At 70.1% G+C, this 12371-nt stretch carries 12 protein-coding genes; 6 read left to right on the top strand and 6 right to left on the bottom strand.

All coding sequences use genetic code 11. From position 1 onward, the window contains the following. The first annotated feature begins 5 nt into the window (after nt 1-5). The 3 genes from H7I87_RS09160 (at nt 6) to H7I87_RS09150 (ending at nt 3143) form a co-directional block, all read left to right on the top strand. Nucleotides 6-1052, top strand: coding sequence for a YncE family protein (locus H7I87_RS09160; protein WP_011725873.1), 1047 nt, complete (start codon nt 6-8; stop codon nt 1050-1052). A gap of 82 nt (nt 1053-1134) precedes the next feature. Next, nucleotides 1135-2136, top strand: coding sequence for a sensor domain-containing protein (locus H7I87_RS09155; RefSeq protein WP_063967174.1), 1002 nt, complete (start codon nt 1135-1137; stop codon nt 2134-2136). A gap of 32 nt (nt 2137-2168) precedes the next feature. After that, complete coding sequence (locus H7I87_RS09150) at nt 2169-3143, top strand: aldo/keto reductase (protein WP_003874681.1); 975 nt, start codon at nt 2169-2171, stop codon at nt 3141-3143. A gap of 18 nt (nt 3144-3161) precedes the next feature. Here the strand turns inward: H7I87_RS09150 and H7I87_RS09145 are convergent, their stop codons facing one another. The 4 genes from H7I87_RS09145 to H7I87_RS09130 all read right to left on the bottom strand — a co-directional run bounded on the left by H7I87_RS09145 (nt 3162) and on the right by H7I87_RS09130 (nt 8334). Continuing rightward, nucleotides 3162-3929, bottom strand: a complete 768-nt coding sequence (locus tag H7I87_RS09145; RefSeq protein WP_011725874.1) for an SDR family oxidoreductase — start codon at nt 3927-3929, stop codon at nt 3162-3164. A 104-nt stretch (nt 3930-4033) separates the two neighbouring features. Next, nucleotides 4034-6184, bottom strand: a complete 2151-nt coding sequence (gene glgX / locus H7I87_RS09140) for a glycogen debranching protein GlgX (protein ID WP_011725875.1) — start codon at nt 6182-6184, stop codon at nt 4034-4036. A 93-nt stretch (nt 6185-6277) separates the two neighbouring features. Continuing rightward, entirely contained in the window at nt 6278-7459 is a 1182-nt protein-coding gene (locus H7I87_RS09135; protein ID WP_011725876.1) for a zinc-dependent alcohol dehydrogenase, read from the bottom strand. Nucleotides 7460-7626: 167 nt separating this feature from the next. Next, on the bottom strand, nt 7627-8334 hold the full coding sequence (locus tag H7I87_RS09130; protein ID WP_011725877.1) for a GAF and ANTAR domain-containing protein: 708 nt from the start codon (nt 8332-8334) through the stop codon (nt 7627-7629). A 329-nt stretch (nt 8335-8663) separates the two neighbouring features. Here H7I87_RS09130 and H7I87_RS09125 point away from each other — a divergent pair, with 329 nt between their 5' ends. Continuing rightward, nucleotides 8664-9968 (top strand): NAD(P)/FAD-dependent oxidoreductase, encoded by a 1305-nt coding sequence (locus H7I87_RS09125; RefSeq protein WP_023860988.1) that lies wholly within the window; start codon nt 8664-8666, stop codon nt 9966-9968. Nucleotides 9969-9980: 12 nt separating this feature from the next. Here the strand turns inward: H7I87_RS09125 and H7I87_RS09120 are convergent, their stop codons facing one another. Both H7I87_RS09120 and H7I87_RS09115 read right to left on the bottom strand, forming a co-directional pair. Beyond that, nucleotides 9981-10517 (bottom strand): DUF1360 domain-containing protein, encoded by a 537-nt coding sequence (locus H7I87_RS09120; RefSeq protein WP_009978581.1) that lies wholly within the window; start codon nt 10515-10517, stop codon nt 9981-9983. 74 nt (nt 10518-10591) lie between these two features. Further along, nucleotides 10592-10954, bottom strand: a complete 363-nt coding sequence (locus H7I87_RS09115) for a MerR family transcriptional regulator (RefSeq protein WP_003874674.1) — start codon at nt 10952-10954, stop codon at nt 10592-10594. Between the two features lie 151 nt (nt 10955-11105). On the opposite strand from H7I87_RS09115, the gene H7I87_RS09110 reads away from it, so the two are divergent. Then, nucleotides 11106-11549, top strand: a complete 444-nt coding sequence (locus H7I87_RS09110) for an Hsp20/alpha crystallin family protein (protein WP_011725879.1) — start codon at nt 11106-11108, stop codon at nt 11547-11549. A 125-nt stretch (nt 11550-11674) separates the two neighbouring features. Continuing rightward, the gene (locus tag H7I87_RS09105) at nt 11675-12358 is read left to right on the top strand and encodes a PAS and ANTAR domain-containing protein (protein ID WP_011725880.1); all 684 of its coding nucleotides are present in this window, start codon (nt 11675-11677) and stop codon (nt 12356-12358) included. Nucleotides 12359-12371: the final 13 nt, after the last annotated feature.

The raw sequence follows: 12371 nt of genomic DNA, 5'->3' as shown, positions 1-12371 counted from the left end.
CCGGTGTGGTGCTACGCCGCGGCGCGCTGACGGGCGTGCTGGCGGTGAGCGTCGGCGCGCTGGTCATGAGCGTGGCCTGCTCGCGGCCCGGCGCGGCGACCGAAAGCGCGCCCGAGCTGACGGTCTGGCCGGTCGGCACGGCGCTGCACCAGCCGGTGTGGTCGTATCGCGGGCGCGCCCTGGTGGCCGTCACCGAGGACCAGCGGGTGGCCGAGGTTGCCGAAGACCGCGCCGCGGCGGCGACCACCCGGCTGTCGGCGCCGCTGGCGGCGGGACGCAATCTGCAGATCAGCACCAAGGATCCGGCGGTGGTTTTCGTGCCGCAGCCCACGCGCGGCCGGGTGGCCGTCGTCGATCTGCAAAGTCTGCGCCAGGTGGGCGATTTCGACGCCGGGCCCGCCCCGGCCTACCTGTCCGAGGACGCCGGGTTGCGGATGCTGCTGGCGCTGTCGTCGGACGGCCGGTCGGTGACCCCGGTCGATCAGTACGGCTACCGCAAGCTGGCGACCGCGCCGATCGGCGGCGCCCCCGCCGAGGTCATCGACGGCGCCAACCGCGGCCGCGAAATCGACTACCACGTCTACGCGCCGTCCGGGATCCGGCATTACCAGGGCCCCGATTCCCCGGCGCCGCAACGCGGTTCGCTGGACATCGACGTCGCGGTCTCCGCCGGCGACGGCACCGCGGTGACCCGCAGCTATGTGGCCGGCCACGACGACGCCGTGCTGTACGCGGTGGACTCGCGCCGCGGCGGGCAAGGGATAGAGGTGCTGGCCAGCACCCGGCTGCCCGCCCCGATCCGGGCGCTGGGCACCGACGACACCCGCATCTACGCGGCCACCGACCGGCAGCTGGTGACCCTGGAAACGGCGAGCTTCACCGGGTTTCCGGCCCGGCACATTCCGGTGCTGCGCACCGTCGACTACCGCTCGGCGCTGCCCGAGTCCGCGCGCCGAGCCCCACTCTCCGGCATGGCCGTCGGGCCGCATCGGGTCTACCTGACCTTGGCCCAGGCGCCCTTTGTGCTCGGCATCGCCAAGCCGCGGCTGTGACGGGTTCGGTTTGGGCACCGGGCCCGCTCGGCTACATTTCGGGCAGGTTCGGCCGCCGAGGAGGCCCCTAAGGAGGCGCTGCGTGACCAACCAGCAGGATCCGTATTGGCGCAACCCGCTGAGTTACGACCCGCTCGGCCGGGTCCCGCCGCCCGAACCCGAGCCCGTCGGCCCGCCGCCGACGCAACCAGCCACTCTCGCACCGCCGTACCGCCCGGGCGTCAACACGTTGGCGACGCTGTCGCTGGTCTTCGCGTTCCTGTTCGCGCCCGCGGGCGCGGTGCTGGGTCACCTCGGGCTGGCGCAGATCCGCCGCACCGGCGAACTCGGCCGGGACCGCGCCCTGGTGGGCGTCACCCTGTCGTACGTGTTCATCCTGCTGGCGGTGCTCGCGCTGGCCGGGTGGGCCACGCTGGGCGGTTCCACCGCCGCCCACCGCGCCGCGCACGAGGCCACCACGTCGGCCGGGCCGCCGCCGCCCACGGTGCCGCCGGACACCATCACCACCCTGCTGCCCGGGCTGGACGCGCTGCGCAACATCACCGCCGACGCCAACCTCGACGTCGGCCCGACCTGGAACAGCCCGGGCCGCTCGGCGCAGGACGGCAGCATCGACCGCCCGGAATGCTGGGGCAGCATCGCCGCCAGCAGCCCGGACGCCTACACCCCCGGCGCCTTCACCGGCTATCACGCCGGCGAATTCACCGACACCCGCAGCATGCTGAAGTCGATCCAGGTCATCCAGGGCGTGGCGGCGTTCCGCGACGCGCCCGGCGCGCAGGCGCAACTGGACGCGCTGCTGGCCGGGTGGCGCCAGTGCGGCGGCTCGACGGTCACCGTGACGGCGCCGGGCGGGCAGCCGATCGCGATGGCGTTGAGCACACCGGCCGACGCCGGCAACGGCATCACCACGTTGGACCTGACGCCCAAGGGAATTCAGGTGCGCTCCGCGCGGGCGGTCGCCGCCAAGGCCAACGTCGTCGTCGACCTGAACGTGTCGGCCAGCGGCACGACCGACAGCGAGCGGCCCCGGCTGGCCGCGGTCAGCATCGCCAACTACATTCTCGGCAAGATTCCCGGCTGAGCGGCCCGCCCACCGATCAGTAGGCTGGGCGGATGAAATACGTTGACGTCGACGGGGTCGGCCGCCTCAGCCGGATCGGGTTGGGCACCTGGCAGTTCGGCTCCCGCGAGTGGGGCTACGGGGACAGCTACGCCGCCGGTGCCGCGGGCGACATCGTGCGCCGCGCGCTGGCGTTGGGTGTGACGCTGTTCGACACCGCCGAGATCTACGGGTTCGGCAAGAGCGAGCGGATCCTGGGCGACGCGCTCGGCGAGCAGCGCGCCGAGGTGGCGGTGGCCAGCAAGATCATGCCGGTGGCCCCCTTCCCCGCGGTGGTCAGGCAACGCGCGCGGGCCAGCGCCCGGCGGCTCGGACTGGACCGCATCCCGCTCTACCAGGTGCACCAGCCCAACCCGGTGTTCCCCGATTCGGTGATCATGCCCGGCATGCGCGACCTGCTGGACAGCGGCGAGATCGGCGCCGCCGGGGTCTCCAACTATTCGCTGCAGCGCTGGCGGAAGGCCGACGCGGCGCTGGGCCGGCCGGTGATCAGCAACCAGGTGCACTTCTCGCTCGCCTACCCCAAGGCGCTGAAGAACCTGGTGCCGTTCGCCGAACGGGAGAACCGCATCGTCATCGCCTACAGCCCGCTGGAACAGGGTCTGCTGGGCGGCAAGTACGGCGTCGACAACCGGCCGGGCGGCGTGCGCGCGGTCAACGCGCTGTTCGGCACCGAGAACCTGCGCCGCATCGAGCCGCTGCTGCAGCTACTGCGCGACGTCGCGGCCCAGGTCGACGCCAAGCCCGCCCAGGTGGCGCTGGCCTGGCTGATCAGCTACCCGGGGGTGGTCGCCATTCCCGGCGCCTCCAGCGTCGAGCAGCTGGAATTCAACGTGGCCGCCGCCGACATCGAGCTGCCCGCCGAGTCGCGGGACGCGCTCACCGACGCGGCGCTGGCCTTCCGGCCCACGTCGGCCGCGCGGTTCCTGACCGACCTGGCCCGGGAGCGGATCCCCGGCCGGGGCTAGGTCTGGCTTACGACTGGCTCAGGACTGATTGGCCTCGGCGAACGCGGCCTGGCTGGCGGGCGCGCCACGCGCCACCACCAGCGGCATCGAGGTCGAGGCGTTGGTGCGCAGGATGGTGTGCACCACGTCGATGAGGTCCTCCACCGGCATCAGCTTGCCGGGCATGCAGCCGCGCGACGACCACAGCGGAACCGCCTTCATCGCCAGATCCATGTCCCAGCCCTGGTTCATGCCGGTCTGCCCGTCGCCCTCGCCGCCCGCGCACTCCCCGACGATCAGGCAGGTGAAGCCGATGTCGGGGTGTTCGGCCCGCCACGCTTCGACCAGGCGCTCCAGCGCGGCCTTGCTGACGCCGTAGGCGCCCAGCCCCGGCCACGGCGGCCCGAACGCGCCGGCGTCCGACGACAGGTACACCGCCTTGCCGGCCGAGGCGCTCAGGTGCGGCACCGCGGCGGCGGTGACCAGCGACGCGCCGATGACGTTGGTGTCGAAGATGCGCCGCCAGGTGTCGGCGTCGGTGTCCACCATGCGCACCAGCGGGCCCACCGCGGGGGTGTAGACGATGTTGTCGATCCCACCCAGCGCGTCGACGGCCTCCCCGATCGCCGAGGCGCAGGACGCCTGGTCGGTGACGTCGCACTCGATGGCGACCGCACCCGGGCCGGCGTCCTTGGCCGCGGCCTCGATGCGCTGCCGGCGCCGGGCCAGCAGCGCCACCCGGTCGCCGCGCTGCGCCAGACCGACCCCGATGCAGCGCCCCAACCCGCTGGAGGCGCCGACCACCACTGTCCTTGACATATTCGCCCTCTCTTGTAACGAGCCCGCTGCAGCCACAGCGTATCGGGCGGCGGCGCGCTACGTGACGTTCGGGCGGATTCGTGTCAAGGTGCTCAGCCGCCGTCAGGTGCCCGCAGCACCACCGCGGTGTGGGCGTCGACGTTGAGCACGCCGGCACCGGGCACCTCGTCGGCTGGCGTGGTCTCCTCCGGCCCGGTGTACACCACGACCTGCCATGATGCACCGAACTCCTTTGGCGGAAGGGTGAATTCGATGGACTCGTGGTGGGCGTTGAAGCACAGCAGGAACGAGTCGTCCAGCAGCCGTTGACCGCGCGCGTCGCGGTCGGGGATGCCGTGGCCGTTGAGGAACACCGTGACGGACTTGGCGAAATTGGCGCCCCAATCCTCGTCGGTCATCTCGGTGCCGTCGGGGGTGAACCAGGCGATGTCGCGCAGCCCGTCCTGGCCGCGCCGGCCCACCGGCTTGCCGGAGAAGAACCGGCGCCGGCGGAACACCGCGTGCTCGGCGCGCAGCGCCGACACCACCCGGGTGAAGGCCAGCAGGTCCACGTCCGCGTTGGCCCAGTCGATCCAGGTGAGCTCGTTGTCCTGGCAGTAGCCGTTGTTGTTGCCGTTCTGGGTGCGGCCCAGCTCGTCGCCGTGGCAGATCATCGGCACGCCCTGCGACAGCAGCAGCGTGGTCAGGAAATTGCGCTGCTGGCGGGCCCGCAGCGCGTTGACCTGCTCGTCGTCGGTCGGTCCCTCGGCGCCGCAGTTCCAGGACCGGTTGTGGCTCTCGCCGTCGTTGTTGTCCTCGCCGTTGGCCTCGTTGTGCTTCTCGTTGTAGGACACCAGGTCACGCAGCGTGAACCCGTCGTGGGCGGTGACGAAGTTGATCGAGGCGACCGGCCGGCGCCCGGTGTGTTCGTACAGGTCGGCCGAACCGGACAGCCGGTAGGCGAACTCGTCGAGGGTGGCGGGTTCGCCGCGCCAGAAGTCGCGGACGGTGTCGCGGTACTTGCCGTTCCACTCCGTCCACTGCGGCGGGAAGTTGCCCACCTGGTAGCCGCCCGGCCCGACGTCCCACGGTTCGGCGATCAGCTTGACCTGGCTGACCGTCGGATCCTGTTGCACCAGTTCGAAAAACGTCGCCAGCCGGTCGACGTCGTAGAACTCGCGGGCCAGGGTGGCGGCCAGGTCGAAGCGGAATCCGTCGACGTGCATCTCGGTCACCCAGTAGCGCAGCGAGTCCATGATCAGCTGCAGGGCGTGCGGGTGCCCGACGTTGAGGCTGTTGCCGGTGCCGGTGTAGTCCATGTAGTACCGCTTGTCGTCGTCGACCAGCCGGTAGTAGGCGGCGTTGTCGATGCCGCGCATCGACAGGGTGGGGCCCAGGTGATTGCCCTCGGCGGTGTGGTTGTAGACCACGTCGAGGATGACCTCGATGCCGGCCTCGTGCAGCGAGCGCACCATGGCCTTGAACTCCTGCACCTGCCCGCCCGGCGTGGCGGCGCTGGAGTATTTTGTGTCCGGGGCGAAGAAGCCGATGGTGTTGTAGCCCCAGTAGTTGGACAGGCCCTTGTCGATCAGGGTGGAGTCGTTGGCGAAGTGATGCACCGGCATCAGTTCGATCGCGGTGACCCCGATGCTCTGCAGGTGCTCGATGATCACCGGGTGCGCCACCGCGCCGTAGCTGCCGCGCATCTGTTCGGGGATGTCGGGGTGGGTCTGGGTGAGGCCCTTGACGTGCGCCTCGTAGACGACGGTGTCGGCGTAGTGGTGGTCCGGCGGGCGGTCGTTGCCCCAGTCGAAGTACGGGTTGATCACCACCGACTTGGGCATGCTGGGCGCCGAGTCGTCGTCGTTGCGGCTGTCCGGGTCACCGAAGTTGTAGCCGAACAGCGACTGGTTCCACTCGAAGGTGCCGTCGATGGCCTTCGAATACGGGTCCAGCAGCAGCTTGTTCGGGTTGCACCGCTGCCCGGCCGCTGGGTCGTAGGGGCCGTGTACCCGATACCCGTAGCGCTGCCCCGGTTCGATGCCGGGGATGTAGGCGTGCCAGACGAAGCCGTCGACCTCGGGCAGCGCCACCCGGCTCTCGGTGCCGTCGCCGTCGAACAGGCACAACTCGACCCGCTCGGCCACCTCGCTGAACACCGCGAAGTTGGTGCCGGCGCCGTCGTAGCTGGCGCCCAGCGGGTAGGCCTTGCCAGGCCACACCTCTCCGGTGGGCGTGGGAGCGGCAGCCTTTGCAGAGGTCATGGCGCATCCAATACCCTGCCGGTGCGCCCGTCAAACTCGGGCGCCCGTGGCGGCGTTGCCGGTGGGAAGCGGAATGCGTTGCCGTAGAAGCGATCACGGCTTGAGTATGACTTTGACCGCTCCGTCCTGCTTCTTCTGGAAGATCTCATAGGCGTGCGGGGCCCGCTCCAGCGGCAGCACGTGGGTGGCGAAGTCGTCCACGCCCAGCGGATCGTCGTCGGTGAGCAGCGGCATGATGTCGTCGACCCAGCGCTTGACGTTGGCCTGCCCCATCCGCAGCGTCACCTGCTTGTCGAACAGGGTGAGCATCGGCAGCGGGTCGGCCATCCCGCCGTACACCCCGATCAGCGAGATCGTCCCGCCGCGCCGCACGGCATCGATCGCCGAGTACAGCGCCGACAGCCGGTCCACGCCCGCGGTCTGCATCAGCCGCTTGCCGAGCGCATCCGGCAGCACGCCGGCCACCTGCTGGGCCAGCTTGGCCGCCGGCGAGCCGTGCGCCTCCATGCCCACCGCGTCGATCACCGAGTCGGCGCCGCGGCCGTCGGTCAGGTCCCGGATCGCGTCACCGAGCCCGGCGTCCAGCCGCGCCAGGTCGATGGTGTGGATTCCGCGTTGCGCGGCCCGGCCCAGCCGCTCGGGCACCAGGTCGACCGCGATGACCCGGTAGCCGAGGTGATCGGCGATGCGGGAGGCCATGTCGCCGATCGGCCCCAGGCCGAGCACCGCGACCGTGCCGCCATCGGGGATGTCGGCGTAGGCCACCGCCTGCCACGCGGTGGGCAGCACGTCAGACAGATACACGAACCGCGAATCCGGCGGTCCCACAGGCACTTTGATGTGGGTGAACTGGGCCTGCGGCACCCGCAGCAGCTCGGCCTGCCCGCCGGGGACTTCACCGTAGAGCTCGGAATAGCCGAACAGCGCCGCCCCCATGCCCTGGTCGCGCACCTGGGTGGTCTCGCACTGGGTGTACAGCTGCTGGCCGCACATGTAGCAACTGCCGCAACAGATTTGGAAGGGGATGACCACGCGGTCGCCGACGCGCAGGTCGCCGGTTTCGGTGCCGACCTCGCGCACGACGCCCATCGGTTCGTGCCCCAGGATGTCCCCGGGCTTCATGAAAGCCCCGAGGATCTCGTAGAGGTGCAGATCCGAACCGCAGATGTTGGTCGAGGTGACCTCGATGATCGCGTCGGTGGGCTGCTCGATCTTGGGATCGGGCACCGAGTCCACCCGCACATCGCGTTTGCCGTGCCACGTGACAGCCTTCATGCCGGGGGCGCATACCCGCCCGCTCAGCGCCGAAACGGCAGCCGCGGTTGAGCCCGCGCAGCGCGGGTACCACCCGTCGTCGCGGTGCTGACCCACAACGCCTACGACGACTACGAGCTGGGCGAGCGGCTGATCGCACAGCACCGGCCTGCGCCGGTGGCGATGGGCTAGCGCCGGCGCTGCTTGAGCGGGTGTTCGCTGTCGATGAGTGCGGCCGCGATGTCGACCACCCGGGTGTTGGACTGCTGCGAGAGCCGGGTGAGCAGTTCGAAGGCTTCCACCGCGTCGAGATCGAAGCGCTCCATGATCACGCCCTTGGCCTGCCCGATGATGTCGCGGGAGGCCAGGGCGCTGCGGAACTGGTCCTGGCGGCGCATCATCGACCAGGCCAGGGCGATGTGGGTGGCGTAGACGGTGCCGAGCTCGACCGACTCCTCGGTGAACGCGTGCGGCGGGTCGGCGTAGAAGTTGAGGGCGGCCATGCTGGTGCGGTCGACGAACAGCTCGAACGACAGGATGGAGCGGATCGGGGTCTGCTCGAGCGCGTGCCGCCGGTAGCGCTGCCAGCGCTGTTCGGCGGCCAGGTCGGCGATGTGCATGACGTGGTGTTCCCAGGCCGCGGCCAGGCACGGCCCCTCGCCGTATTTGTTCTGGATGGCGTCCAGCACCATCGGGTAGCGATGCGTGGCCGCCACGCTGTTGACCGATTTGCTCTTCTCGGCCAGGGTGATCCCCGCGTACTGGGAGCCGGTGACGTGGTGGACGCCGTTGTCGATGAGTTCGTGCAGCCCGGCCGCGGTGTCGCTGTTCTCCCGCTCCAAACTGGTCACCAGCTCCACCAGCTGAGTGACGATCGTGGTGCTGGCCTCGCGCATCACATCACCCCCGGAGCCGTCTGGCGGCAAGGCCCTTCCCTGCCGGCATCACGGGAGGCATTGACATTTTCGCGGCTGCCAACACCCACCCAGAAGTCTATGAGCCAGACAACGAAGCGCAAGGCCGGATAACGAAACGGGCGGCCGGGCGGCGCCCCGGAAACGACGGCCCAGCCGGGCCGGGCCGGGCCGCGCGGCCGCGCCCGACGGCGACCTCCGCCCCGGCCGCCGGTCCGAAATCATTGCTAGTCAACGGGTTTCAGCGGGGGCCGGTCGCGGCCCGATCGCGCATGGGCTCCCCCGGCCGGCCGGCGCCTACACTCGGGGCGGTGACCTCCATTGTGATCGTGGGAAGCGGCTTCACCGGATTCACCTGCGCCCGCCGGCTGGCCAAAACGCTGCGCCGGGCGCCGGTGGACATCACGATGATCTCCCCCGTCGACTACATGCTGTACACACCGTTGCTGCCCGACGTCGCCGGCGGGGTGGTCGACGCGCGGTTCGTCGCTGTGCCGCTGGCCAATTCGCTGCGCGGCATGCACGCCGTGCGCGGCCGGGTGGACGCGGTCGACTTCACCGGGCGCACGCTGACCTACCGCGACCCCGAGGAACGCAGCCATTCCATGTCCTGGGACCGGCTGGTGCTCACGCCGGGATCGGTCACCAAGCTGTTCGACGTCCCGGGGCTGGCCCGGCACGCCCGCGGGTTGAAAACCACCGCCGAGGCGCTGTATCTGCGGGACCACTTCGTCGAACAACTGGAGCTGGCCAACATCGAGGACGACCCCCGAGTAGCGGCGGCCCGGCGCACCGTCGTGGTGGTCGGCGCGTCGTATTCGGGCACCGAACTGGTGGCGCAGCTGCGGGCGCTGGCCGACGCGGCGGCCCGGCAGATGGGCTTTGATCCCGGCGCGGTGCGGTTCCTGCTGCTGGACCTGGCCGAGCAGGTGATGCCCGAGGTGGGCAAGAAGCTGGGCGACGCCGCGCTGAAGGTGCTGCGCCGCCGCGGCATCGACGTCCGGCTCGGCACCACCCTCAAGGAGGCGCACGCGGATCACGTTGTGCTCAGCGATGGTTCGCGGATCGACACGCACACCATCGCCTGGGTGACCGGGGTGACCGGCGCGCCGCTGATCCAGGACCTGGGGCTGCCGACCGAGAAGGGCCGGCTGAAGGTGCAGCCCGATCTGCAGGTCCCCGGCCATCCCGGCGTGTTCGCGGCCGGGGACGCCGCCGCGGTTCCCGACCTCACCCAGCCCGGCAAGATCACCCCGCCGACCGCCCAGCACGCGACCCGGCAGGGCAAGGTGCTGGCCCGCAACGTGGCCGCCAGCCTGGGTCACGGCAGCGCCAAGGAATACAAGCACCGCAACCTGGGTCTGGTGGTCGACCTCGGACCGCGCTACGCGGTGGCCAACCCGCTCAACATTCACTTGTCGGGGCTGCCCGCCAAGGCCGTCACCCGGGGCTATCACCTGTATGCGATTCCGCGCGGCGTGAACCGGTGGGCGGTGTCGCTGGCCTACCTCACCGACGCGCTGTTCGCCCGCTCCGTCGTATCCATCGGGCTGTCCTCCGAGGACGACGCGCAATTCACCGCCAGCGAGGGCATTCCGATGCCGAAGACGGGCTGAGCGCGCGACGGCTCAGCCCTGCGCCGCCTGCTGCGCGATCGCGTAGCCGAGCTGAAGAAAGTCCGCACCGGTCAGCGCGCTGAACACGCCCGCGACCAGCCGGGTGTAGCGCGGCGCGAACACCAGGCCGATGGCGAACCCGGTGGCAACCCACATGTCCAGGCAGAACGGGCAGGTCAGCAGCTCGCCCAGGCTGTGCCGCAGCTGGCTCTGTTCGCGGACCTCCTCCTGCACCTCGGCCGGGCCGCCGGTGCCCGCGTAGTGGGTGAACGGCGCGCGCAGCGGGCTGGTCACCGCGTCCTTGGTCAGGGTGCGCGACAGCTTGTGGGTGCCCAGGGTGAGGATCAGCAGGTCCTGGGCGCGCCATCGGGTCGGCAGGCTGCGGCCACTGGCCAGGGCGGCCAGCGTCGCGGCCGTCACCACCAGGCCGTAGACGACCAGCACCGCCAGGTAGCCGCCCAGCGGGCGGGGATTGTCGCCGCGGTAGGCCTGCGCTTCGCGCCGCGCGCCGTCGACCACCTGGGCGCCGGTGTCGGCCAACTCACCCATCGCTTCACCTCGAGGCTTGGAAGGCATAGCCCGTCGGGTACCCGGACTCGACCGGCGCAACCCGGGACGGCGGCTCAGCCGGTGGCCGCGTCGCCGTCGGCGGTCTTCGCGGCTTCCCGCAACGCCCGGTTGGTCGACCGCAGGTCGGTGTTGGCCGCCGACAGCGTGGCGTTGTCGTCCTCCAGGGCGAGGATGCGGGCCACGCCGGCCAGGTTGACCCCGGCGTCGACCAGCTTGCTGATCCGCTTGAGCCGGGCCAGGTCGTCGGCGCTGTACCGGCGGGTTCCGCCCTGGCTTCGGGCCGGTGTGACCAGGCCGTGGCGTTCGTAGAGCCGCAGCGACTGCACCGCGATCCCGGACAGCTCGGCGGCCACCGAGATGCCGTAAACACCCTGGTCGGACGCCGGAGCACCCGCGTTGCCGCGGCGGTCGGCCATCGCGCATCTCCCTCGCTCATGCCCTGATAACGCCCAGAAAATCTGTTTAGCACAGTTGCGTCATATTGTCGAGGATGATATATCAAATCTATATTGTTAGACATAGAAAACCACATACACGTCACCTAGATCACACTGAGGGGTGAACATCATGCTGATGCGTTCGGACCCGTTCCGCGAACTCGACCGACTGACCAACCAGGTCCTGGGCACCGCCACCCGGCCGGCGGTGATGCCGATGGACGCCTGGCGGGAAGGCGAGCACTTCGTAGTCGAATTCGACCTGCCCGGTATCGATGCCGATTCGCTCGACATCGACATCGAGCGCAATGTGTTGACCGTGCGCGCCGAACGGCCGGCCCTCGACCCCAACCGCGAGATGCTGGCCTCCGAGCGGCCGCGCGGCGTGTTCAGCCGTGAGCTGGTGCTCGGCGACAACCTCGACACCGACAAGATCGAGGCCTCGTACCGCGACGGCGTGCTGAGCCTGCACATCCCGGTGGCCGAGAAGGCCAAGCCGCGCAAGATCGCCGTCGGCCGCGGCGAGGCACCCCGGGCCGTCACCGAAACCGCGCGAGAGGTCGTCAACGCCTGACCGCCCGGAGGCGGGCGGCGGCCGCACGCGCCAGGCGCTTTCGCGCGCCCGTCGCCCGCCTGCGGCTCCAGGGCTCGGGCGTGCACCTCTCGCCCGGTGAGCCCAGTGAGAGGGAGGGATTGACGATGACTTGGAATCTCGACGGCCAGACCGCCAACGTCGAGCAGGCGCTGGCCGGCGGCCACACACAGCCCGCGGGCTGGTTTCGGTTCTACTTCGCCGACCAGCGGTGGGAATGGTCGGAGCAGGTGCAGCGCATGCACGGATACGAACCGGGCAGCATCACTCCGACCACCGAGCTGGTGCTCTCGCACAAGCACCCCGACGACCGGGCACGGGTCGCCGCCACGATCGATGAGATCGTCACCAACCATCAGGCGTTCAGCACCCGGCACCGGATCATCGACGCCGCCGGAAACGTCCGTCACGTCGTCGTCGTCGGTGATCGGCTGACCGACGAACAGGGCGAGGTGATCGGGGCGCAGGGCTTCTACATCGACGTCTCCATCCCGCACCAGCAGGTGCAGGAGGAGATGATGAGCGCGAGACTGGCTGAGATCAGCCGGAATCGGGCCCGCATCGAACAAACCAAGGGCATGCTGATGCTGATCTACGGCATCAGCGACAGCGCGGCCTTCGAGTTGCTCAAATGGCTTTCGCAGGAAGGAAACGTCAAGCTGCGACCGCTGGCCGAGCAGATCGCCGAGGACTTCCGCGGCGCCGACGTGCCGCTGCCCACGCGGTCGGAATTCGACCACCTGCTGCTGACCGCGCACCAACGCCTGAAGGCCTCCGACACCCGCAGCTGATCGGTTGCGGGCC

The organism is Mycobacterium timonense (genome assembly GCF_025821985.1).
Lineage (GTDB): Bacteria > Actinomycetota > Actinomycetes > Mycobacteriales > Mycobacteriaceae > Mycobacterium > Mycobacterium avium.
This window is presented reverse-complemented; position numbering and strand designations above follow the sequence as displayed.